Annotated in this window: 28 protein-coding genes; 14 read left to right on the forward strand and 14 right to left on the reverse strand. The window is 59.6% G+C overall.

Annotated elements, in window-relative coordinates; translation table 11 throughout:
• Window position 1: 1 nt before the first annotated feature.
• From lnt to IT895_RS18900, 5 genes are all read left to right on the forward strand, one after another.
• Window positions 2–1,504, forward strand: coding sequence for an apolipoprotein N-acyltransferase (gene lnt / locus IT895_RS18880; protein WP_233337311.1), 1,503 nt, complete (start codon window positions 2–4; stop codon window positions 1,502–1,504).
• 29 nt (window positions 1,505–1,533) lie between these two features.
• Window positions 1,534–2,601, forward strand: a complete 1,068-nt coding sequence (locus tag IT895_RS18885) for a L,D-transpeptidase family protein (RefSeq protein WP_052046738.1) — start codon at window positions 1,534–1,536, stop codon at window positions 2,599–2,601.
• Between the two features lie 313 nt (window positions 2,602–2,914).
• Window positions 2,915–3,688 carry a cytochrome c oxidase assembly protein gene (locus IT895_RS18890; RefSeq protein WP_023007122.1) on the forward strand — a complete coding sequence of 258 codons (774 nt, stop codon included), beginning with the start codon at window positions 2,915–2,917 and terminating at the stop codon, window positions 3,686–3,688.
• A complete protein-coding gene (locus IT895_RS18895; RefSeq protein ID WP_199284349.1) occupies window positions 3,666–4,130 on the forward strand; it encodes a copper chaperone PCu(A)C in 465 nt (154 codons plus the stop codon). Before IT895_RS18890 ends, IT895_RS18895 begins: the two co-directional genes overlap by 23 nt.
• Before the next feature lie 25 nt (window positions 4,131–4,155).
• Window positions 4,156–4,698 (forward strand): SCO family protein, encoded by a 543-nt coding sequence (locus tag IT895_RS18900; protein ID WP_233337312.1) that lies wholly within the window; start codon window positions 4,156–4,158, stop codon window positions 4,696–4,698.
• 175 nt (window positions 4,699–4,873) lie between these two features.
• Here the strand turns inward: IT895_RS18900 and IT895_RS18905 are convergent, their stop codons facing one another.
• The 8 genes from IT895_RS18905 to merT are packed head-to-tail and all read right to left on the reverse strand — an operon-like array spanning window position 4,874 to window position 9,399.
• Window positions 4,874–5,836, reverse strand: coding sequence for an arsenic resistance protein (locus IT895_RS18905; RefSeq protein WP_136255744.1), 963 nt, complete (start codon window positions 5,834–5,836; stop codon window positions 4,874–4,876).
• Window positions 5,837–5,852: 16 nt separating this feature from the next.
• Window positions 5,853–6,176 (reverse strand): rhodanese-like domain-containing protein, encoded by a 324-nt coding sequence (locus IT895_RS18910; RefSeq protein ID WP_199284351.1) that lies wholly within the window; start codon window positions 6,174–6,176, stop codon window positions 5,853–5,855.
• 15 nt (window positions 6,177–6,191) lie between these two features.
• Window positions 6,192–6,641: a hypothetical protein gene (locus IT895_RS18915; protein ID WP_035414209.1), complete on the reverse strand. Its 450-nt coding sequence runs from the start codon at window positions 6,639–6,641 to the stop codon at window positions 6,192–6,194.
• Window positions 6,642–6,695: 54 nt separating this feature from the next.
• Window positions 6,696–7,034, reverse strand: a complete 339-nt coding sequence (locus IT895_RS18920; protein ID WP_035414210.1) for an ArsR/SmtB family transcription factor — start codon at window positions 7,032–7,034, stop codon at window positions 6,696–6,698.
• A gap of 46 nt (window positions 7,035–7,080) precedes the next feature.
• Complete coding sequence (merA, locus tag IT895_RS18925; protein ID WP_136255741.1) at window positions 7,081–8,487, reverse strand: mercury(II) reductase; 1,407 nt, start codon at window positions 8,485–8,487, stop codon at window positions 7,081–7,083.
• Entirely contained in the window at window positions 8,480–8,737 is a 258-nt protein-coding gene (gene merF / locus IT895_RS18930) for a mercury resistance system transport protein MerF (protein ID WP_035414213.1), read from the reverse strand. Before merF ends, merA begins: the two co-directional genes overlap by 8 nt.
• A gap of 2 nt (window positions 8,738–8,739) precedes the next feature.
• The gene (merP, locus tag IT895_RS18935) at window positions 8,740–9,036 is read right to left on the reverse strand and encodes a mercury resistance system periplasmic binding protein MerP (protein ID WP_035414214.1); all 297 of its coding nucleotides are present in this window, start codon (window positions 9,034–9,036) and stop codon (window positions 8,740–8,742) included.
• Between the two features lie 12 nt (window positions 9,037–9,048).
• Window positions 9,049–9,399, reverse strand: a complete 351-nt coding sequence (gene merT / locus IT895_RS18940; protein ID WP_035414216.1) for a mercuric ion transporter MerT — start codon at window positions 9,397–9,399, stop codon at window positions 9,049–9,051.
• A 71-nt stretch (window positions 9,400–9,470) separates the two neighbouring features.
• On the opposite strand from merT, the gene merR reads away from it, so the two are divergent.
• Together merR and IT895_RS18950 are read left to right on the forward strand one after the other, a co-directional pair.
• Window positions 9,471–9,878, forward strand: coding sequence for an Hg(II)-responsive transcriptional regulator (gene merR, locus IT895_RS18945; RefSeq protein ID WP_035414217.1), 408 nt, complete (start codon window positions 9,471–9,473; stop codon window positions 9,876–9,878).
• Window positions 9,879–10,500: 622 nt separating this feature from the next.
• Complete coding sequence (locus tag IT895_RS18950; RefSeq protein ID WP_199284352.1) at window positions 10,501–12,198, forward strand: hypothetical protein; 1,698 nt, start codon at window positions 10,501–10,503, stop codon at window positions 12,196–12,198.
• Between the two features lie 122 nt (window positions 12,199–12,320).
• Here IT895_RS18950 and IT895_RS18955 read toward each other — a convergent pair whose 3' ends face one another.
• Together IT895_RS18955 and IT895_RS18960 are read right to left on the reverse strand one after the other, a co-directional pair.
• Complete coding sequence (locus tag IT895_RS18955; protein ID WP_233337313.1) at window positions 12,321–12,641, reverse strand: helix-turn-helix domain-containing protein; 321 nt, start codon at window positions 12,639–12,641, stop codon at window positions 12,321–12,323.
• Window positions 12,642–12,697: 56 nt separating this feature from the next.
• Entirely contained in the window at window positions 12,698–13,417 is a 720-nt protein-coding gene (locus IT895_RS18960; RefSeq protein WP_199284353.1) for a YagK/YfjJ domain-containing protein, read from the reverse strand.
• A gap of 764 nt (window positions 13,418–14,181) precedes the next feature.
• On the opposite strand from IT895_RS18960, the gene IT895_RS19475 reads away from it, so the two are divergent.
• The 5 genes from IT895_RS19475 to IT895_RS18985 all read left to right on the forward strand — a co-directional run bounded on the left by IT895_RS19475 (window position 14,182) and on the right by IT895_RS18985 (window position 17,326).
• On the forward strand, window positions 14,182–14,514 hold the full coding sequence (locus tag IT895_RS19475; RefSeq protein WP_084075875.1) for a hypothetical protein: 333 nt from the start codon (window positions 14,182–14,184) through the stop codon (window positions 14,512–14,514).
• Between the two features lie 141 nt (window positions 14,515–14,655).
• Complete coding sequence (locus IT895_RS18970; protein WP_199284354.1) at window positions 14,656–15,624, forward strand: DUF932 domain-containing protein; 969 nt, start codon at window positions 14,656–14,658, stop codon at window positions 15,622–15,624.
• 95 nt (window positions 15,625–15,719) lie between these two features.
• Window positions 15,720–15,905 (forward strand): hypothetical protein, encoded by a 186-nt coding sequence (locus tag IT895_RS18975; protein WP_035414223.1) that lies wholly within the window; start codon window positions 15,720–15,722, stop codon window positions 15,903–15,905.
• Window positions 15,906–15,916: 11 nt separating this feature from the next.
• A complete protein-coding gene (locus tag IT895_RS18980; protein ID WP_199284355.1) occupies window positions 15,917–16,654 on the forward strand; it encodes an ERF family protein in 738 nt (245 codons plus the stop codon).
• 60 nt (window positions 16,655–16,714) lie between these two features.
• The gene (locus tag IT895_RS18985; protein ID WP_035414226.1) at window positions 16,715–17,326 is read left to right on the forward strand and encodes a lambda exonuclease family protein; all 612 of its coding nucleotides are present in this window, start codon (window positions 16,715–16,717) and stop codon (window positions 17,324–17,326) included.
• A gap of 213 nt (window positions 17,327–17,539) precedes the next feature.
• Here the strand turns inward: IT895_RS18985 and IT895_RS18990 are convergent, their stop codons facing one another.
• The 3 genes from IT895_RS18990 to IT895_RS19000 form a co-directional block, all read right to left on the reverse strand.
• Window positions 17,540–17,725 carry a helix-turn-helix transcriptional regulator gene (locus tag IT895_RS18990; protein ID WP_035414227.1) on the reverse strand — a complete coding sequence of 62 codons (186 nt, stop codon included), beginning with the start codon at window positions 17,723–17,725 and terminating at the stop codon, window positions 17,540–17,542.
• 61 nt (window positions 17,726–17,786) lie between these two features.
• A complete protein-coding gene (locus tag IT895_RS18995) occupies window positions 17,787–19,007 on the reverse strand; it encodes a tyrosine-type recombinase/integrase (protein ID WP_035414229.1) in 1,221 nt (406 codons plus the stop codon).
• 375 nt (window positions 19,008–19,382) lie between these two features.
• Window positions 19,383–20,261, reverse strand: coding sequence for a YicC/YloC family endoribonuclease (locus IT895_RS19000; protein WP_199284356.1), 879 nt, complete (start codon window positions 20,259–20,261; stop codon window positions 19,383–19,385).
• Window positions 20,262–20,420: 159 nt separating this feature from the next.
• Here IT895_RS19000 and rph point away from each other — a divergent pair, with 159 nt between their 5' ends.
• Window positions 20,421–21,143 (forward strand): ribonuclease PH, encoded by a 723-nt coding sequence (rph, locus tag IT895_RS19005; RefSeq protein WP_199285531.1) that lies wholly within the window; start codon window positions 20,421–20,423, stop codon window positions 21,141–21,143.
• Window positions 21,144–21,232: 89 nt separating this feature from the next.
• Here the strand turns inward: rph and IT895_RS19010 are convergent, their stop codons facing one another.
• The gene (locus IT895_RS19010; protein WP_085920054.1) at window positions 21,233–22,000 is read right to left on the reverse strand and encodes an exodeoxyribonuclease III; all 768 of its coding nucleotides are present in this window, start codon (window positions 21,998–22,000) and stop codon (window positions 21,233–21,235) included.
• 138 nt (window positions 22,001–22,138) lie between these two features.
• Between IT895_RS19010 and pyrE the strand changes: the two genes are divergently transcribed.
• On the forward strand, window positions 22,139–22,804 hold the full coding sequence (pyrE, locus tag IT895_RS19015; protein WP_199284357.1) for an orotate phosphoribosyltransferase: 666 nt from the start codon (window positions 22,139–22,141) through the stop codon (window positions 22,802–22,804).

The following is a 22,804-nucleotide window of genomic DNA, read 5'->3' on the forward strand; positions in this document are numbered from 1 at the left end:
CATGGATGCAGAGAACCTGCCAGTCCGGTACATGACGCTTGCCGGCCGGATCTCTCCGGCCCTCGGTTGTTTGCTGGCCCTGACCGCCGGGGGACTGACCACTCTCAGCGCCGCGCCCTTTGCGCTGTGGTGGCTGGGCCCGGTGGCGGTGGCACTGGTCTATTCCGGCATCCATGTCCTGACACCTGCTCAGGCCGGTCTCCGTGGCTGGTGCTATGGTGTGGGCCTGTTCGGCTCCGGTGCCTCTTGGGTCTTCGTCGCGATCCACGACTACGGCTATACGGGGGCGCCCCTGGCGCTCTTCCTCACCGGCCTGTTCGTGGCCAGCCTGGCGCTGTTCTTCGCCGTCCCCTTCTGGCTCTATCGCCGCGTCACGGGCCCACGCCTGGCCTTCCTCAGCTTCGCCGGCATCTGGGTACTCAGCGAGTGGCTGCGCACCTGGCTGTTTACCGGGTTTCCCTGGCTGCTGCTGGGCACGTCCCAGGTAGACTCGCCGCTGGCGGCCTGGGCCCCGGTGGGCGGGGTCTATCTGCTGTCGCTGATCACCGCCCTGACCGGCACCCTGGGCGTGGAACTGCTGAGACGACGCTGGTGGGCCGCGGCGCCCATCGCTGTTCTCTGGCTAGCCCCGATGGCCTTGCCGACCCAGTGGACCTTCCCGGCCGGCGAGCCGCTGCGGGTTGCCCTGCTGCAGGGCAACCTGGATCAGGCGATCAAGTGGACTCCCGAGGGGCAGCGCGAGGCGGCCAGTATCTATACGGCGTTGACCCTTGCACAGTCCAACGACCTCGACCTGGTTGTCTGGCCCGAGGCGGCCCTGCCGATGCTCGAGGAGGAGGCCCGGCCAATACTGGAGCGGGTGCAGTCCAACCTCGCCCCCGACACCGCCCTGCTCACCGGCATCCTGCAGCGCGACGGCGGCGACTACTACAACGGCGTGATCGGCCTGGGTAACGCCGAGGGAAAGTACCGTAAGGCGCGCCTGGTGCCCTTCGGCGAGTACTTGCCGCTGGAGAGCCTGCTCGCCGGCACCATCGCCTTCTTCGACCTGCCCATGCCCACCATGACGCCTGGCACCGACGATCAGGAACCGCTGCGCGCCGCCGGAACCACCATCGGTAACGCCATCTGCTACGAGATCATCTATGCCGACCGGGTGGCCGAGCAGGCGCGCGACGCCGAGCTGCTGCTGACGGTCTCCAACGACACCTGGTTCGGACGCTCCATCGGCCCCCTGCAGCATCTGCAGATGGCCCGCCTGCGCGCCCTGGAGAACGGCCGCTATCTGATCCGCGCCACCAGCAACGGGGTGACCGCCATCGTCGATACTCAGGGCCGTGTCACGGCCCGCGCACCACAGTTCCTGGCGACGAGCCTCCGCGGCGAGGCGCTGCCCATGGTGGGGAACACACCGTTCACACGTACCGGTAGCTGGCCGACCTGGGTGTTGGCCGCCTTACTGGTGCTGCTTGGATGGAAACTCAACACACGTCGGTCTGGATGATAATAGTCCAGTCGAAAAGGGAGAGAATAATGGCTTTATCGGAACCTCACTCTGGTACAGCGAGGAAAGGTCCATGGTGGCAGCTCCGAGCACGCTCAGTGGTGGGGGTGCTGGTCGGTTGGCTGGCACTCATTAGCGTTGCTCAGGCCGAAGAGGAGAACGAGTGGCCCCGCGGCCACTATCCGCTGCCTGAGGAAGGCAATGTGATCGGCGACACCTACCGCATAACGGTGGATGATCGAGGAGATACCCTGCTCGATATCGCCAGGCGACACAACCTGGGGTACAGGGAGATCGTGCGCGCCAATCCGGATGTGAGTCTCTGGATTCCCGGCGAGGGTACCGAGGTGACCATACCCGGGCGCTTCATCCTGCCCGATGCTGAGCGCACCGGGATCGTCATCAACATCGCCGAGCTGCGCCTCTACTACTATCCGGAGGTTGACGATGGTGAAACGCCACGCGTTGAGACCTATCCCATCGGCATCGGTCGTGAAGGCTTCGGTACCCCCCTCGGTGTCACCGAAACTACCATGAATATCGAGAACCCTGCCTGGTACCCACCCGAGTCAGTCCAGCGTGAAGCCAGGGCACGCGGTGAGAAGGCGCCCAGCGTGGTGCCTCCGGGTCCAGACAATCCACTGGGGGATCATGCCATTATCCTGGGGTTCGACGGCTACTTGATTCATGGCACCAACCAGCCGGATGGTATCGGCATGCGTGCCAGCCGTGGCTGTATTCGCATGTTCCCTGGGGATATCGAGTCGATTTTCGACCGCGTGCCACCGAACACCCAGGTTCAAATCGTCAACCAGCCCATCAAGATCGGCTGGGAGGAAGAGCAGCCGCTGGTTCAGGCATTCCCGCCGCTGGAAGAAGAAGGGCACAGCATGTCCGCGTTGGAAGACACCGTCACACGCCTCAACCAACGCGGTGTCGAGGGCTTGAGCTTCGATGATGGACAGCTTCGCGGCCTATTGGATGACCCCAGCGGTCGCATGGTGTCCCTGAACCCCAAGCCGGCGCCGGAACCGGATAGAAAGCACGACACTGGCTACAAGGGTATCTACGCAGAAATCGCGCTGCGTAGGCCATGACGACGACATGGCGAGTCTTGTCAGTCTCGTGAGCTGACTCGGTCGTGGCTTATCCAAGGTCTATCGCCCTCTGCATGGCCACTGGCGGTGCGTTGGGGCTCGGCCTTCCTCGCCTACCAGGCACCGAGGTGCGGGCTCTGGCTTTGCCTGCGTTTATAGGCCCACCTTGCCGCATGGTGCGGCGGGCTCCTAAGCTCACCATTGGCGTGCCGATTCTGGGGAGGGAAGGGCTATCGAGCTCGACGTCGCTCTGGGCTACCTGCTGCCGTGGGAGTTCTCGCTGGCCTGGTCGGGGGCCTGCCTGCTGGCCATCGTGCTCTACCTGCGTGGCCTCCGGCAGCGCCGACGGCGAGGCGAGGCCACCGGCGCAGGTCGAGTCCTTGCCTACCTGCTGGGTGTCGCCACCATCTATGGCGTCACTCAGACCCATTACGACTACCTCGCCCAGTACATGTTCTTTACCCATCGGGCTCAGCATCTGGTATTGCATCACGCCGGTCCCTTCCTGATTGCCCTGGCCGCCCCCCTGCCGGTACTGACGGACGGCTTGCCGACCCGAATCAGACACTTTTCAGGATGGAGGCCGGTCGCGCGCCTGCTGCGCCCTGTATACCGGACGCTTCAGCATCCACTGATCGCTCCCGTACTGTTCGTCGGGCTGATCTATTTCTGGTTGATTCCCGAGGTCCACTTCGATGCGATGCTGAGTACCGACCTGTATCAAGTGATGAACTGGAGCATGGCGCTGGATGGGTTGCTGTTCTGGTGGTTGATCCTGGATCGCCGCACGCCGCAGCAGGGCGGCCTCGGTTACGGCAAGCGCATCGCCATCCTGCTGGTGGTGATTCCGCCGCAGATCGTGCTGGGGGCCTATATCGTCTTCAGCCGGAGTGTCATTTTCGATGTCTATGAGGTATGCGGGCGCGCCTGGCCGCTGGACCCTCTGACTGACCAGCTCCTCGGTGGCCTGTTGACTTGGGTACCGGCCACGATGATGAGTGCCATCGGGGTTCTGATCATTCTCAGCTTTCTGTTCCGTGATGCCCGCAAGGAGGATGCCGCTGATGTCTCTCACGCCACACCCTAGTCTGCCGCGACTAGCGAAGGGCTGGTGCTCGACCTTCCTGCTGCTGATCGCGACGTCCGGCACGCTGGCGGCTGCCGAACTGGAGGTCAGCGAGGCGCGTCTGCGGCTCCTACCCGGGGACCTGCCCGCGGCAGGCTATTTCACCCTCACCAATACCAGCGAGAAGGGCGTCACCCTGACAGGAGCGGATAGCCCCGCTTTCGGTAATGTCATGATGCACCGCAGTGTCAATCAGGATGGCGTCACCCGCATGGAGCCCGTCGCCCAACTGGAGCTGGCGGCGGGGGAGCAGGTCGAATTCGCCCCGGGTGGCTACCATCTCATGCTCATGAAGCGGGTTCGCCCCCTCGTCGTTGGTGACGACGTCGAGGTGAATCTTCATTTCGCCGGCAATCAGCGACAGCGTGACACGTTCCGCGCCGTGGCGCCGACAGCACAGTAGGGGGAGCAGGATGCGCCGATGCATCATGGCACTATTCGTGACGCTATGGCTTGCGGGCTGCAGCGATCCAGACTGGCAGACCAAGGATATCTCGGGGCTGATGCCTTCCCTGGCGTTCGAACTCATCGACGAGAACGGGAATACGGTGAGCGCCGATCAGTTCCTCGGCAAGACGACGCTGCTGTTCTTCGGCTTCACCCATTGCCCCGATGTCTGTCCGACCACCCTTTCGCGTCTCGACGCGGCCACCCAACGCATGGATGAAACCGCGCGTGATGAAATCCAGGTGCTCTTCGTCTCGGTGGATCCTCGCCGCGATGACGCCGAGACACTGGATAGCTACACCGACGCCTTCGGCCCCCAGTTCATCGGCCTCACGGGGGATAAAGCGGCACTCGATAAGCTGACACGCCGCTATCGGGTGACCTACGGGTATGGCGAAGAAGACAGCGAAGGGAACTATGATGTGTCGCACTCCAGCGCTGTCTTCGCCTTCAATGCCCAGGGAGAGGCGCGCCTGCTGATCCGCGACAGCGACCCCATGGAGGCCGTGGTTGCCGACCTTTGAAGGCTTGCCAGCGGTGCCTGAGTAGTCACCGTCCATCGCCCCTATCTTCCGTCGAGGATCGGGATGGGGATTACCTAGGAGTACGGTGCAAGGTTCGTCGTTGCGCCTTGAGGCAGCTGAACACCACGTTCGATCACCTTTCACTCCTGGAAATTGGGTCAGAGAGCTGCAAGGGCTATGTGTGAGAGAGCTCCGGGATCAATTTACCCATCCATCTCAGGTACACCACCATGCCGAAGAGTTCAACCAGCGACTGGAAGACGATAACCACCACGGCGGCCTGCCAGGCCTCGGGCAGCGTCAAGGCGATGGGCAGCACCACGAAGGAGTTGCGGGTGCCGAAGCTGAACGTCAAGGTTCTGGCCGAGCGCGTGGGCAGCTGAAACAGTCTACCGAGGGTCTTGCCCAGGAAAGCGGCGAAGATCAAGTAGACGACGAAGATCAACAGCACCTGCAGTAGCACCCCGCTGAGGCCGGCCACGGTCGTCACCTGCGATGCCGCGATGACGAAGACCACCAGCGCAAGCAGTGGCACGGGCAGCATGCCCAAGCCATGAACCCACCGTCTGGCATTGAGGTGACGCTCGGCCAAACGCTCGGTCACCCAGGCCAGGGCCAAGGGGGTGATAATCAATCCCGCAAACGCGCCGAGCAGGTGGCTGCTGAGTACGGTCTGAAACCATTCCACGCCCAGGAAGAGCCAGAGATAGACGGGCAAGGCCAGCAACTGCACGAGCAATAGCACTGGCGTGGCGGCAATGGCCCGGCCGGCATCGCCCTTGCCGAGGTGGGTAAAGCTGATACACCAGTCGGTACAGGGAACGAGCAACACCAGCAGCACGCCGGCCTGCACGACGGGTGGCAGGGGGATGAAGGTCATCATCCCGCCCAAAACGAGGGGAATCACAACGAAGTTGCCAAGCAGCAGGGCCGCCAGGAAGCGCCAATCCTTGAGGCCCTGGCCGATCCGCGTCAGGGGCACCTGGGTGAAGGTGGCGTAGAGCAGCCCGCCGAGCAGTGGCCAGAGAATGGCTTCCAGCCAGGATGTCGTGTCCGGCTGGCTCAGCCCGACGGCTAGGCCAGCCAGGATGAATATCAGATAGATCCAGGATTGCTGCCGTTCCATCCAATCGCGCATGGGATAAAGATCCTTCTCAGTATTCCAGTAACAAGCCTTCAGCCTTCCAGGCCCTTTTTCCACCCACATAGTGGTAGACCTCGGTGTAGCCGAGGCGGGCCAGGCGTTTGGCGGCACGGCCGGCCCGCTTGCAATCCTCGCTAGCGCAGTACACGACGATGGTCGCTTGCCTGTCGGGTAGCCGGCGGGGCGCTTCGTCCAGGATGTCGTCGGAGACGATGTTGATGGCCCCCGGCAAGTGCCCCTTGGCGAAGCTATCGGCCGGCAGGTTATCCACCAAGAGGAAAGTTAGGCCACGGGCCTGCCAGTCACGGAGGGTCGCGGTATCGATCGTTGGCATGGTGAAGCTCCGGTCTCAGGCTTGAGACGGCTTGACAAGGTAGCGGTCCAATCCCCAAAGCAGTAGGCCAAACAGCAGGTGCGGCACGGCGGACGCTATGATCAGCTTGGGACTGATCGCCAGACCCGCGATACCCCAGCCCACCACGGGAAAGAACACCACCAGGATCACCGCCCAAAGCACGGCGGCCAGGCCCAGCGCAGTCAGCAAGGTCTTGCGTGGGAAATAACGCACGAACACCACCGACCAGAAAGTCACGTAGGCCGTATGGAAAAGCAGGCCGACTGGCAACGGCAGAGACCGCCCCAGCAGAGTCTCGGCGAAGGCCAGGGAGGGCGGCTTTGGAAAAGGCGATACCCCGGCTTTCAGCAATGCCACCATCACGATGGCGGTCAGCGCCGACACCGCGATGCCGATGCCGATAGACCTGAGCCAAGAAGGTTTGGCGCGAGTGGTTTGGATCATCTTGCGCTCCTCTTGATGACGTTGATGAGTGATCTTTGAGAAACCGGCGGCACTTTACCGGCTGCCGGAGGTGGGGCAGCGGGGGCCACAGCTGGCGTCTGACTCACGACAGCAAGCGCCGACCAGGTGGTCCGTCATTGCCAGCAAGGCGTCGAACTCCGCGCGGTAATAGACGAACTGGCCCTCGCGGCGCGACGCAACCAGGCCTGCGACCGCGAGTTTCTGCAAGTGGAAGGTCAGTGCATTCGGCGCCGTACCCAGCCGCTCGGCGAGCTTGCCTGCCGCCAGGCCGGCAGGCCCTGCCGCCGCTAGCTGACGAATGGCCGCCAGGCGGACGGGGTGAGCAAGAGCTGCTAGCTTGGCTGCCACGAGATCATCATCATATTGGTTCATAATTCAACTTTAGATGAAACAATGATTTCATGCAATATTGAAATTATTACCCCGCACAGCAGGACAATTGCGTCACATCCTTGGTGAAGGTCTGCGCACAGAGCTTGAGGCCTTCCACCATGGTCAGGTAAGGGAACAGTTCGTCACCGATGTCCTGCACCGTCATGCGGGCGCGTAGCGCTATCACCGCCGTCTGGATCAATTCACCGGCTTCTCCTGCCACGGCCTGCACGCCGAGCAACCGCCCCGTTTCGCGTTCGGCCACTATCTTGATGAATCCTTCGGTGTCGAAATTGACCAGCGCACGCGGCACGTTCTCCAGGTCAAGCACGCGGGACTCCACGCTGAAACCTTGCTCGAGTGCCTCGGCCTCCGTCAGGCCGACGGTGCCCACCTGGGGGTCGGTAAACATCACGCCCGGCATGGCACTAAGGTCCAGCCTGGCATCGCCTCCCGTCATGTTGACGGCGGCCCGACTGCCCCCGGCGGCGGCGACATAGACGAATTCCGGCTGGTTGGTGCAGTCACCGGCGGCATAGAGGCTTGGTACCGTGGTTTGCAAGTGCTCATCCACCAGTATCGCCCCGCGCACGGTTTCCACGCCGATGCTCGCCAGGTTCAGAGCCTCGGTATTGGGTGTCCGTCCGGTGGCCACCAGCAGTTGGTCCGCATGAAGGGTCCCGGCGTTGGTGTCCAGCACGAACTCGCCATTGGTGTAGTCCACGCGGTTGGCCTGGGTCTGGTTGAGCACCTCGATGCCCTCGCGGTAGAAGACTGCCTCCACGGCCTCACCCACCGCCGGGTCTTCCTGGGAGAGCAGGCGGCTGCGGGCCAGCACCGTGACCCGGCTGCCCAGCCGAGCGAAGGCCTGGACCAGCTCCAGGGCGACAAACCCCGCGCCGATCACGATCAGCCGCTCGGGGATGCTGTCCAGTGCCAGCGCGCTGGTGGAGGTCAGGTACGGCGTCTCGGCCAGCCCCGGCAACGGCGGTTCTGCTGGTCGAGCGCCGCTGCCGATAAAGGCGCGATCGAAGCGAACGGTCTGCTCGCCGCCCGCAGTCAGCTTGACCTTCAGGGTATGGGCATCGACGAACCGGGCCTCACCGCTGAGCACCGTGATGGCCGGGTGGTCGCGGAGTATGCCTTCATACTTGGCATCGCGCAGTTCCTCAACCCGTGACTGCTGTTGTTGAAGCAGCCTGGCCCGATCTACCACCGGCGCCCAGGCGCTGATACCGCCGTCGAAGGGGCTCTCCCGGCGCAGATGGGCGACATGCGCGGCGCGGATCAGGATCTTCGAGGGCACGCAGCCGACGTTCACGCAGGTGCCACCGAGGGTGCCACGTTCGATCAGGGTGATGCGGGCGCCGCGCTCGGCCGCCTTCAGCGCGGCTGCCATGGCCGCGCCGCCGCTGCCGATCACGACGATGTGCAGGTTCATGTCATCACTCATGAGGGGAATTCCTTGAATCTTTAGAGGTGTTGTCACCACAGGCGTCGTATTGCTTCTTGCGCCATAGCGCATAGAGGGTCAGGCCGAGGAAGAAGGCCAGGGCAGGAAGCAGTACCACGTCCAGGTAGCCGGTCAGTGCCGCCAGGCCAACGGTGCCAAGCAGGATCACCAGGATGGGCGTGAAGCAGCACAGCGCCACCAGGACGGTGCCAATCACGCTTGCGCGCAGCAGGGTCTTGGGGTTCTTCATGGTCACTCCCGATCCGCTTCCGAGGGTGCCGGGGTTGAGGGGTAGCCGGCGTTGGTGGTGGCGTCGGTCAATGCTTCGACGGACGTTCGTGAATCGTCGAAGGTGACCACCGCCTCACGATCCGGGTAGCTCACATCGACTTGCGAGACGCCGTCTACCTTGTTGAGGGCGGCCTTGACGGTGAGAGGGCAGGCGGCACAGGTCATGCCCGGCACCGACAACGTCACGGTCTGCGGGGCGGCCCAAGCTGACGTGGCGAGCGTCGCGGAAAGCGCAATACAGGCAGCGAGTCGTTTCATGGCGTTCTCCTCTTAATAGAACAGGGGCAGGAGATAAGGAAACAGCAGCGCGATCAGCACCAAGGCAGCGACGATCCAGAAGATGGCTTTATACGTCGTGCGAACCTGTGGCATCGCGCAGGTTTCGCCTGGCTTACAAGCGGTGGCAGGCCGGTAGATTCGGCGCCAGGCGAAAAACAATGCCACCAGTGCCACTCCCACGAAGAGCGGGCGATAGGGTTCCAGGGCCGTCAGGTTGCCGATCCAAGCGCCCGAGAAGCCCAGCGCGACCAGCATGAGCGGCCCGAGACAGCAGGTTGAGGCCAGGATCGCAGCGAGGCCGCCGGCTGCCAGGGCACCACGACCGTTCTTGGATTCCGTCATGAGGTTGTCCTTCTGAATTCTTGGCCGATACGCTAACGTTACTTCCGTAGTCAACTACGGAGTCAAGCTCGATGAATGAGGCACCGGAAAATCTGACCATCGGCACCTTTGCCCAAGCGGCCGGGGTCAATGTGGAGACGATCCGCTTCTATCAGCACAGGGGGTTGTTGCCGACGCCGGAGCGCCCTCCTGGCGGCATCCGGCGCTATGGCAGCGCCGACGTGGCGCGCGTGAAATTCGTGAAAGCGGCGCAGCGGCTGGGATTCAGCCTGGACGAGATCGGGCAGCTACTGACTCTGGAGGATGGTGCTCATTGCAGCGAGGCGGCGGAACTGGCGTCACAGCGGCTTGACGACGTGCGCGCCCGGCTGGCTGATCTGACCCGCGTCGAGGTCGCCTTAGCCCGGCTGGTCGATGAATGCCATGTGCATCAAGGGAAGGTGTCGTGCCCGTTGATCGCTGCCCTGCATGACTGGTAGGTCATGCAGGGGCTTGTCGATGTGGTGCTGCCAGCTTCTGACATTCCGTGCAGCCATCTTTTGAAACTCACAGTCTTGAAGAACTCCGACATGCGATGCAGCGAAGACCTTGACAGCTGTTGGCGGCCAGCAGGGCGTCCATGATGGAGTTGATACGTCTGTTGGGTGAAAATTTCATGCTTGGCCTCGCTGGTTAGTGGGCTGTGGATAGAGATGGCGACGTTATTGCGCCATGCCGCCTTGTGCGGCGTTTTATGTCGCTACCTAATGATTTCCGTATCTCACGGCATAAAAGCGGCCCTGGGCCGCTGTGCGCCATTTCGTGGGACAGAGGGTGGTGATCGAGACGATAAGTCGCCTCTACTGTCTTGGCCTTGTAGTCGCCTAGCTTGAGAAGCTTGAGGTATCACCGCTAACGAGGGGGATCGGGAAGAGCGGGTGCCAGAGGTCCGTGTGATAGGCTTTGCGAGATATTCGATGGCGAAAAGGCACGAGGTAGGGAATGACGGATCATAGTCAGGATAACCACGAGTCTCATCCAGTGGGACACGAGGGAGCCAGTACCAAGCACCGGCGGCAGAGGTTTGGCCTGAGTGAGCATTGGCGTGAGCAAGCTAGGAAGGTGGCTTCTGATGAGCTTGATGATGCCGCAGAGACTTCACCTATGCCCGATACAGGAACCTCTTTTTCGTTTCCCAATGCATCACACGATGATGAGCCACCGGTCACTGTGAAGTCGCTCTTTCACGACCCCGAAACTCAGAGCGTACTCAATGCACCTTGGCCCTACAGCCCATCGGAACCTGTGTTAAGCAATGAGCCTGCTGCTGCTCGTTTTGCCTTTCCTGGTACAAACCAAGCGCCCAAGCAATCTCGCCGCGATAAGCAAGTAGAAGATGTTATTTCCATGCTCCAGGGGCAGTTTTTTCTCACTCATAATGAGACGAGAAGCCCTCTGCTGACCAATAAGGCGACGGGCGAAACCTTGCCGTATATGGATCCAGTGATCCTTGATCGTGTGAAGGGAGCGTATTGGCGAGCATCCTCTGGCAGTCATCAGGATGTCTCCTACGGTGTTATTAAGTCTGCTATCAACAACTTCGTTGATGGTGCTACCCCTCAATCTGTGTTGCCGGTTTACGGCCGTGCGGGCGTCGAATTTAACACCGGGCGACGCGCGCTGGTACTTGGAGAAAGCTGCTTGGTTTTCTCGCCGGGTTTATCGAGCTATGAGGTTTTGGCTGGGATTCCCCATGTCATGCCTCGCGAAAGCTGGGCGGTTGACTTGCCCGATAATGTTGGGAATATTCGCCCTCAATCGATATCTATATTGTTCGATGTCACTTTGCTACCGAAAGATAGTGACCTGCTGATAATCGCCTGGATGGTCATGGCTTGGCGCTCAGATAGCTCGCCCGTATTGCTCGAGTTGTTAGGTGAGGCGAATTCTGAGTTGATTGACTCACAGAAGATGCTAAAGACCATCATAGATCCGGCTAGCACCCTTCTCGAAAGCGAGTTTCCCAATACGATAAAACAGCTTGATATTCGGGCGCAGTGCCATTACCTGTTGAGTTTTCATCAAGTGGATACGCTGTCAAAAAATCAGCAGAGAGGCCTGCTTTCGATCACGCAGGGAAAAACAGTGGAGTGGAGAACCAAAGCGAAGCGTTCTGGGGTTGATCTCACCGTTCGTTGCGTGTGCTTACTGAATAGCAGTGAGAGCATAGTGACCTATGCGCCGCTATCCGATGCTACCTTGAGCATTGAGCTGGATGATGCAGGAGGGGGCAACCCTCAAAATGCTGTGAAGGATCGCAGCATGGCGGAGAGAACCATCATTCATGGCCTCCTCCAAGTATTTGGCCATGTTAACCAGTTCTGGAGCCATGTTGAAAATGATCGTCAATTCGACCGCTATGGCGGTTTGCGAGACCTATGCCGGATAGGTGTGCTGGTGGCTGATGCTTTGGGTCGGGATACTGCCGAATTCTGGCAACAACTCGATGCCAACCAGCAAAGTCGTCGCGATTATGAGCTGGAGGAGAATCCTGTCGCGATGGCCGTGAAACGTCTCATTGATGCGTCGGAGGATGGACGGATAGAGGCCACGGTCAAGGATTGGCTTGTGCTGCTCGATGGGTATCGCCCTGAGCCTGATCCTTCAGGTGCCTGGCCTGTCACGTCCCGAGGGTTGGCGGCCAAGTTCAAGCAGAGCAGGAGTTTGCTTGCGACGTTCGGGATTCAGCTTGTCCCTCTTGAGAAACGTGGCCCCTATGGGCGCTGGCGTGCCTCATGCGATGCCTCTCGCCAGCAGTAGCGATGGGCTACTTAGAGCGTGAAAGCTGGTATTGGGTTAGACATTGTGACTTTTAAAACTTAAAAAACATGAATATGGGCATCCAGAGGTGCGCATGCTGGCTTATATTCCATCGCAATGTCTCAATCTCCATCGCTATGGTTGGTTTCTACCCACTGTCTGAGCAGAGCATGGCCGACCCCCGAGGGCAGACGTCGACTCTGCTCCCACTCCTGCAGGGTCCGCACGCTGACCCCTAGCTCAGCCGCCAGCGCTGTCTGGCTCATGCCACGAATCCGGCGCAGGGCCATGACGTCACGTAGCAGTCGACGGGTGGGTTCCTTGCGTTCCATCCGGGCGAGACGACGATCACCCCAGGGATCGTGGGATGACGATCCTGCTTGGCTGTCACGCGTGTTGTGAGGGATCGAGAGGGAAGGAAACATCGAAGTCGGAAACATCATCAGGCACCTTGTTGGAAGAGTCAGAACGGGTCCGCCCAAGACGGACCCATACCATGTCACTCAGTGATCAAAGACGACTGCTTTGGAAAGCGGCTGCCGTCGAAGACGTGAGCCCTCTGGCCGAATGGCTTGCTGTAGGCCTTGCACAGATAGCTGGCCATGTACATCGCCTCATTCATGGCTATTCGGTCATGCCGATGCAGGACGCAGGACCAGGGCTCTTTGGTGACTGGGTCTTTGCAGACATGGATCAGCTGACGGAAACGTGGGTCATCATGATCGAAGCCCATTGCCTTCAACCAGGAGCGCATCATGCGGTGGTAGAGGTTGTTTCGCGAGTAGGCCCCGTCTCCATCTGGCGAGAAAGATCCAAGGCAATCGTAGGCATTCTTGTTGAGAAGGATCATCAGGTGGTAGTGCGGTTTGTCGCTGTTGACCTGTTCACGTGCCCATAGGTAATGCAGCTGGGTGGGGAACTTGGTCTTCCGCCGCTTTAGCTCGTAGCGAAAATTGTAGAAGAACCGTGCCAGCACGCAGTTGTTCTCATGCATGAGCAGGCGCGGCATCTTACCTGGAAAGCGAAGGTCTACACGAAAGGCGAAGGTGGTGGTGTTGATTCGTGTCACAGTATCAAGTGTTTGGTAGGAGCGTTCGAGATAGTCCAGAATTAAAGGGTCACCTTTTTCCTGCTGCACCTCAAATCCACGATAGGTATCTTCATAGTACAGGCGCAGCTTGTCGTTGAGTGGATGACGAAGGGGTTGATGTTGAGACATGAGGAGATACCTCGCTGTGGGAATGGTGAAAGATTCCGCAGCGATGGTCTTGTCGGTCGACAGGGAGATGATAGGGAATTGTAGGCGTTGACATGGACATGATGCTGACGATCATCTGAGCTTCACGTCAGGCGTTTTCCAGATGTCTGTCAGGTCAATCCTAGAAGGTTATGTTGGATGATGATTCTATAGGGAGTGGTCTGTGTGGGACCACTCCTTGGATGATCTTCCATGATCCTGGATGGGCTTTCACAAGTGAGCCCATCATGGCCAAGTAACCCATCCTTGTAGACCCTGTTATGTGCCTAGTGAATCTCCCTATAATACTTACCCGTCAGTGACGCATGTCAAAATCCCAGGGAAACCCTATCCCTGGATATGCCAATCGCCCCAGTTTCCTGGCGAATGAGGTGTCACTCACTTTTCCGGGAAATTCCGTTTTCGATCCGTACAAGACACCGCGACGCGATGACGTCACGGTTTCGCTGCACCTCATCTCACAGCGATGTAAAACATTACGTCGTCCCGACTCGTCATCCTGGAATCCATCGGGCGGATGTTCTGAAACATGTTCAGGAAGCCGGCGGAGGCCGCAAACCCCGGCTTTTTTCCGTAGCTGACGTATACCCCGATGATCCAGCGGGTGTGTCGCCCAGGATTCTGCCCGTTGTCGATTCAACCGAATCTTAAACCTGTACTACCTCCTTGAAGCCCCAAACGGACGGCTTCGTTCTCATGTCTTTCCCGATGGAGGAGGTAGTGTCATGTCCATGTCTTGTCCCAGCTGTAGCGCGTCGCGGGTGGTGTCGCGCCATCATGGGCGAAAGGTAGGAGGCTCCACGGGGGCGGTGGCCGGTACCGCTAGTGGAGCAGCCGGTGCCTGGAGTGGCGCCGAGGCCGGTGCCCTGGTGGGCGCAGTCGGTGGTCCGGTAGGGATCGCCGTCGGCAGCATCGCCGGAGCAGTCTTTGGTGGACTGATCGGCGGCACCGCGGGTGGCGTCGCCGGGGCTCGTCTGGGTAGCGAGCTGGACAACCAGATGCTCGACAATCTCGAGTGCCGCGCTTGCGGCCATACCTTTCGCCCCCACGTCGACTGATCCCTCATTACAAGCTCTCGCGCCTCCATCACTGCTTTGGTGGTGGCCCCTCGAATCTCTTTCTCAACATGCTCACGGTTGGCCCGCTTTCTTTGGAGAGCGGGCCGTTATGCCGTGTTCGTCTCTCAAGGAGCTATAGCTATGGCACATCAAATCGAACACATGGCTTACGTCGGTGACACCCCCTGGCATGGGCTGGGACAGCAACTGTCTCGTCATCAACCACTAGAGGTCTGGCGGCAGCAAGCTGGCATGGACTGGCACATTGATGAATCCCCGGTGCGTTTCATTGCCGATGGCGCGGGCCACCTGGGAAGCATCCACTCTTTCCCGGAGCAGAAGGTGCTCTACCGCTCCGATACCAAGGATCCGCTGTCGGTCGTCTCCCAGCGTTACAAGGTGGTGCAGCCGGAAGAGGTGCTGGAGTTCTACCGTGATCTGACCGAATACGCGGGTTATGAGCTCGAGACCGCCGGGGTGCTCAAGGGCGGTCGCAAGTTCTGGGCACTGGCCCGCAGCGGCCTGGGTGCCGCCCTGAAGGGGCAGGACCAGGTCAACGATTACCTGCTGTTGGCGACGTCCTGCGATGGCTCTCTGGCCACCGTCGCTATGCCGACCTCGGTGCGGGTGGTCTGCAACAACACTCTGTCCATCGCCGTGGACGGCATGTCGCAAGGAGTGAAGGTGCCGCACAGCACTGAGTTTCGGCCGCAGCTGGTCAAGCAGCAGCTGGGTATCTCCGTGTCCCAGTGGGACGACTTCATGTATCGCCTGAAGACCCTGGCCGAGCGCAAGGTTAGCCAGGAGGAGGCGAGGACCTACTTCCAGTCGGTGATCTGCAACGCCGAGGCGCCGCTGGAGGATCCGTCCAAGCTGCCCAACGTTCGCGCCCTCAACCGCGCCCAGAAGCTCTATCAGGGTGAAGGGCGGGGCTCTCGGCTGTGCACGGCGCAAGGCACCGCCTGGGGGCTACTCAACGCGGTCACAGAGTACGTGGATCACGAGAAGCGCGCCCGTAGCAACGACTATCGCATGGACTGCGCCTGGTTCGGCCAGGGCGCCGGCCTCAAGGACAAAGCGTTAGAGTCCGCCCTTGCGCTGGTGGCCTGAACGGGGTCCTAAGCTCTCCCTACCTCGCCTTTTCCCTACCACGGCATAGCGCCCGGCCCCTCAAAGGCCGGGCGTTTTTGTTTTTGGAGGTACCGATGCAACCGCTCATGACATTCGAGATCTGCCATGCCCTGACCCAGCTGACGCGTCAGTTGCTGGAGGCTCGCGAGCAATCGACCGAGACCCACGTGCTGGCCAAGGGCCAGGTCTATCGCGTGGCCGTGTCCCTGGAGCCGGTCCCGACCGAGGAGCTCCCTGAAGTCATCCAACGCTATCGATAACGGAGGCCATCATGGCAACCCACATTCATCCCAAGACCGCCGAGCAGGCACCGATCGCTCAAACCACCCAGGACAGCACCGCGATTATCCAGGTGATCGAGCGGGCCGCCCTCAATCCCGAGGTCGACATCGACAAGATGGAGCGCCTGCTGCAAATGCAGGAGCGGGTGCTCGACCGGCAGGCGCTGATGGCCTATAGCGCCGCCATGGCGGCCATGCAGACTGAGCTGCCGAGCATCGCCGAACGCGGCAAGACTAACAACGGCCACTACGCCACCCTCGAGGACATCGTCGATACCGTGCGGCCGATCATGAAGAAGCACGGCTTCGCGGTGAGCTTCCGTATTCAGACCCAGGAACGCGGCATTCAGGTGACCGGCGTGCTGATGCACCAGGACGGTCATCGTGAAGAAACCAGCATGCTGTTGCCGGCCGATACCAGCGGCAGCAAGAACGCCGTGCAGGCCTTCGGCTCCTCCACCAGCTACGGCAAGCGCTACATACTTTGCGCCCTGCTTAACATCACTACCCGCGGCCAGGAGGACAACGGTCACGCCGCCGCCCCGGTCAAGCTGGTCACACCCTTCCAGGCCGGACAGATCCGGCAGCTGATCGCCGCCTGTCCCCCGGCGACTCAGGAATGGTTCGTCGGCAAGTACGCCGAGGCCGAGCAGGTACCGCGCAGCGACTTCGACAAGCTGCGTGCCTCCCTGCAGAAGCGGGCGCAGCCCAACCATCAACATCACTGACCGGCCGGCGAGGGGCCTCCCCTCTCTGGCCTATGCCGTGTCATCGAGAAGGAGATCGTCATGCAGATCCTGACACTGGAACAGGGCACGCCCGAGTGGCATGCCGCCCGTCTCGGCATCGTCACCATGTCCGAGCTGAAGACTCTGCTGGTCAAGGGCAAGGGGCCGGGAGGCTTCGGTACCGGTGCGATGAGCTACATGCATCAGCTGATCGGCGAGCGCATCACCGGCGAGCCCTCCGATGCCTTCCAGGGCAACGCTCACACCCAGCGCGGTCATGAGCTGGAACCCGTGGCCCGGGAGCTCTATCACGAGGCCGCCGGCCTGCCCCAACTGGAGCAGGTCGGCATCATCCTCAACCACGGGGTGGGCTACTCGCCCGACTGCCTGGTCGACAGCAATGGCCTGGTCGAAATCAAGACCAAGCTGCCCAAGTACCAGATCGAGCTATTGCTGGCCGACGAGCTGCCCCAGGAGCACGTCGCTCAGTGCCAAGGCGGGCTGTGGGTCAGCGAGCGGGAGTGGATCGACTTCGTCAGCTACTGGCCGGGCATGCCGCTGTTCGTGAAGCGTGCCTACCGGGACGAGACGATGATCCGCACCATTGCCAAGCGGGTTGAGGCCTTCTACGAGGAGCTTGATCGTCGCATGGCCATGGTCATGGCGGCCTGATGCCTGATGAAAACCTGGTGGATTTACACACCTAGTGGTTGGCAGTGAGGAGGTAGTGTCCTTCGCTGAGAGGGGATGCCGTTGAAAAAATAACATGATAATGCCGACACAGCTTCCTGCTTAGGAAGCTGTGTCGGCTGGTGGAGCGGTATTTTTTTAGTCGGCGGGAATGTTGCGGCTAGGTGGAATGACGAGCGTGTTTTTTTACCCTGTTTATGCAAGGTCTCTTTCGGCTATTTTTTCTAGGATCCAGTCCTGAATTTCTTCCTCTACCCAGGCGACATTTCTTTCTCCCAAGGATACTGGTTTTGGGAATCTTTCTTCGGAAATGTATTTGTAAATGGTGGAGCGTGCAAGACCTGTAAGGCTGGTGACATCTTTAAGCTTGATTAGTCTCATGGCGCTTTCTCCAAAATTGGCTCATGAGATGTTGTTGGTGTGTAGAAATTTACGTTGTGAGTTAGGGAAGATTTATTGCAGGGCCAAGAAGGTTTGCGACCTTGATAATCGCTTCTTTTCGCTCGTCGAAGTAGTCGTAACGGTCGTAGATGCCTTCGACGCCCTTGAGCTTGTGATTCAAGCAACGCTCCGCGACATGCCCCGGTACACCAACCGCAGCGAGTAAGCTGCGGCAGGTGCGGCGCAGATCATGCACAGTAAACTCGGTGATATCGCCCATCCGGTTCTCTGGTTGCGGCTTCTTGCCAGGCTCCTTGCCAAATAGCTTGGCAATGGCACGATTCAGCGTGTCTTTGCCCATGTGGGCCCGCTTACTGCTGCGGCGATTAGGAAAGACATAGTCCGAGCCGCAGGCACGGATCTTGAGCTCTTCCAGCCAGCCGATGGTTTGCGGTGGGAGGGGAATGACGATCCCGGCGCCTGTCTTGCTGCGCTCACCGCTCAGGTTCCACCGGCCGTTCTTCAGGTCAAATTCTGACCACTGGGCTTCGGTAAGTTCGGTCTTACGTACCCCCAGGACGAGCAGTAGCGCGCAGGCGAGGTAGTTGTCGCGGCTGAAGCTGTCGCTATTGTCTCTGAAGGCTTGGAAAACGTTGCGAATCTCATCGAGGCTCAAAACCCTATCGCGGCTTTTCTCAATACCGCCTGCGTCGTTGACGTTGAAGGCTGATGCTGGGTTGTAGGTTAAAATTCCCAGTTTTATGGCGTGGTTGAACATCTGTTTAAGATACATCAGTGTGTCATTAGCTATTGTCGGCCTACCACTATTTGTTACTCGTCTAATTATTTCACGGATATCAATTGGGGTGACAGCATCCAGCGATCTACCCCCGATGAGGGGCGCCACTTCTTTTTTGTATATCCGCTTTGGAATAGCTGGGTGCTTGAGTCTTCTCTCTAGCTCCGGGTACCAGTCAGCAAACAGGTCCTCCACTGTCCTGATCAAGGCCTGGCTATCGCGTTTGCGTTCCTCGATGGGGTCAAGGCCTTCGCGTATAGACTTCTGGTTTTCAACCGCTTTCGTCCGAGCCTCGGCGAGAGAGAGGTGGGCATGTTTGCCCAGCGTCATCTCACGCCGCTTGCCAAACAGCGTGTATCGCAACATCCAGTAAGGAGTTCCTTTCCTCGGTATCATCAGGTACAGACCGTTGCCGTCGCTGTAGCGCCCTGCTTTACCCTCCTTGACAAGCGACTGGCTCTTCTTGGCGGTAAGGCTTCCCATTATTTCCTCTCGTCCCCCGTTGAAAATAAAACAAACGACCGTTTGATAGCTGCTCGGGCTAGGCTTGGGCTAGATAGGCGGCTCAATGTCATATGAGCTCGTCACTGGCGCCCAGTGGACCTTTTTGCAACGGCATTTAGAGTGCCAGCGGGCACCTCCCCCACTTTCTCCCGGTCATGCACTCGGATCGACATGGTTGGGGAGTATCTGTAAGGGTATGTGTCGGAGGGAGGAGAGGCAATGCTTTTTCTCCCCGGATTACTCCCCGATATGATCTGGATTTCCGGAGGGGTTGGTGGACCTTGGTGGACTTCTTATGTCTTTTTTTCTTTGAAAAACAATAGTTTAATGGTTTTTGATGGCCTTTGGTGGATGCTACTCGATATTCTGGATCTGTTCCCGCATCTGCTCGATCAGCACCTTTAACTCGACCGCGCAGCGGGTCGTCTCGGCGACGACGGATTTAGACGAGAGCGTGTTGGCTTCGCGGTTGAGTTCCTGCATCAGGAAATCCAGACGACGGCCTTTTGGGCCTTTTTGTTTCAGTTGACGACTGACTTCGTCGACATGCGCCGTCAGGCGGTCCAGTTCTTCGTCCACATCGGCCTTTTGCGCCACCAGCACCAGCTCAGCTTCAAGGCGTTGGGGATCGAGGTCGGTCTTGGCGACCTCTAAACGCTCCAGCAGGAGGCGGCGCTGGCGCTCAAGAATCTGCGGCAGGAGGCTGCGCACGGTGGCGACCTGCTCGCTTACGGCGGCAAGCCGGGTGGTGATCATGACGGCGAGTTTCTCTCCCTCCCGGGCGCGGGCGTCAATGAGCTCATCCAGCGCCTGGTCGAACAGCGCCTTGGCAGCCGAGGTAATGGCCTCCTGATCCAGGTGCTGGGTTTCCATGACGCCGGGCTGGTTGAGTAGCGCAAGGGTAGTCGGCGGCACGGCACTGGGCACCTGCTGTTGAATAGCCGCCAGTGCGTCGGCAATCTCTTTTAGCCGCTTAGCATTCACGGCGGGCGCCTGATGGGCCTCGGTGGCCTCAAAGCGCAGGCTACACTCGACTTTTCCTCGTGCCAGGCGGGTACGCAGCGTTTCACGAAGCGTCGGCTCCAGGTCGCGCAGGACATCGGGCAGGCGGAAATGGGGCTCTAAATAACGCTGGTTCACCGAGCGGATTTCCACCTGCAAGGTGCCAAAAGGCGCAACCTGCTCGGCGCGGGCGAAGGCGGTCATGCTGTGTACGCGACTGGAAGCGGCCATGGTTCATCCTGTTGGTCAAAAACGATTAATGATGCATTGCCAACAGTCTACCCGATAGGCCAATCAGCGCACGCCCAGACGTGTACAATGGGGGGCTTTTCCTAGTGACACGTTGATTGAGAGGTACTATTTGTGAGCAGTGCTAAGCGTCCTGATGTTGTGCGTCCCAGCGGTCGCGAGGCCGACCAGCTGCGTGATATTCGCATAACCCGCGATTACACCCGCCATGCGGAAGGCTCCGTACTGGTGGAGTTTGGCGATACCAAGGTATTGTGTAATGCGAGCGTGGAAGCAGGCGTACCGCGCTGGCTGCGCGGCAAGAATCAGGGTTGGGTAACGGCCGAGTACGGCATGCTGCCCCGCGCGACCCACTCGCGCAGTGGCCGCGAGGCCACCCGCGGCAAGCAGGGTGGCCGTACGCTGGAGATTCAACGTTTGATTGGCCGCAGCCTGCGCGCCGCAGTGAATTTGAAGAAACTGGGCGAGTTCACCATTACGCTGGATTGCGATGTCATCCAGGCCGACGGCGGGACCCGCACCGCAGCGATTACCGGCGGCTGCGTCGCGCTTGTGGATGCGATCCGCTACCTGCAGCGCGATAAAAAGATCAAAGGTGACCCCTTCAAGCAGTTGGTCAGCGCGATTTCGGTGGGTATCTACAAAGGCGTGCCGGTGCTGGACCTGGACTACCCGGAAGACAGCAAGGCCGACACCGATCTGAACGTGGTGATGACCGAAAGCAACGAGTTGATTGAAGTGCAGGGCACCGCCGAAGCAGGCGCCTTCAATCGTGCCGAGCTGAATGCCATGCTCGATCTCGCCGAGAAAGCCGGCGACGAGCTACGTGAAAAGCAGCGCGAAGCGCTGGGTATTCGAGGCTGATAAGCGTTAGCCACAACGCCACATGCCGACCCAAGGGTCGGCCTATGACGTGTCAGCTACGGACGGACGGCGACGCGGGAAGTACGCGCCTAAAGCGCCAGGTCGTACTCGACGATCAGCGGGGCGAACTCGGAGAAGGTCGCATCGTAATCGATCCACGCATCGACCACGTGGCGGCGGAAGTTGGGACCGACCAGCTGGTAGTCGATTCGCCAGCCTTCCTGGCGCTCACGGGGAACTTCCTGATGAAGCTTCGGCCACCAGGTGTATTCGCCCGCGTCGCGGTTGATTTCCCGGAAGGTGTCGATAAACCCGGTTGGGCCAAGCACCTGATCCATCCAGGCGCGCTCTTCCGGGCGGAAACCCGACGTGAGCTGATTGTCGGACCAGTTGGCCAGATCGACGGTCTTGTGGGCAATGTTCCAGGTACCGCAGATGATGTATTCGCGGCGTTTGCGCGACATCTTGGTCAGATACTCCTGGTATTGGTCCATGAACGCCTGTTTGGCTTTTTGGTCGCTCCCGTCGGGCATCAGGAAGGTCGCAATGCTGAAACGGTCATAGTCCGCCTGCAGAAAACGCCCTTCGTGGTCACACTGGGGGAAGCCAAGGCCGTACATGATCGCCTTGGGGATTTGACGGCAATACAGTGCTACCCCGGAGAAACCATCCTCTTCAGCATCCAGGAAGTAGCCTTCATAGCCTTCCGGGTACAGAATATGGTCACCCAATTCAAAACTTTTTGCCTTGATGTTCTGCACGCAGACCACGTCGGCATCCTGCTGAGCCAGCCAGTCCAGGAAGCCACGGTCGACGGCATCACGTATACCATTGACATTAATGCTGGCAATTTTCATAAATCGTCCCTTTTGCGTCGCTGCTGTATGATACCCGACGTTTAGACGTTTGGGTAAATAGACAAACCAAATCTTGCTATTTACCTGCTTTTTATTGTTGCCTTTGCCCCAACTTTTGATCGACAAGGGAAGACCGCCGTGGCCACCACTCTACAACCCTACCAGCGCGATTTCATTGCTTTTGCCATTGAGCAGGGGGTGCTCAAGTTTGGCGAATTCACGCTTAAATCCGGGCGTGTAAGTCCTTACTTCTTCAATGCAGGCCTGTTCCAGACCGGCCGCGCGCTCGCCAAGCTGGGCCGCTTCTATGCCCAGGCGATCGTCGATAGCGGCCTTGAGGCCGATGTGCTGTTTGGCCCGGCGTACAAGGGCATTCCCCTGGCAGCGGTGACTGCCGCAGCCCTGGCTGACCACCACGATCATGACATCCCCTACGCCTTTAACCGTAAAGAGGCCAAAAGCCACGGAGAAGGCGGCGACATTGTCGGCGCATCCCTTGCCGGTGATATTCTGATTATCGACGACGTGATTACCGCAGGCACCGCTATACGCGAGGTCATGAGTCTAATCGAGCAGAATGGTGCTCGTGCTCGGGGCGTGATCATTGCCTTGGACCGTCAGGAGCGTGGCCAGGGTGAACAGAGCGCGATTCAGGAAGTGCAGTCTCAGTACGGCATCCCGGTGGTTAGTATCGTGACGCTTGAGCAGGTGCTTACCTATCTTGAAGAGCATGCCGGTGGCGAGATGCTGGCCTACGCCGAAGCCGTTCGGGCTTATCGTGACCGCTACGGAATTGCCGACTAA

The organism is Halomonas sp. A40-4 (assembly GCF_015767635.1).
In the GTDB taxonomy this organism is placed as follows: Bacteria; Pseudomonadota; Gammaproteobacteria; order Pseudomonadales; family Halomonadaceae; genus Vreelandella; species Vreelandella janggokensis.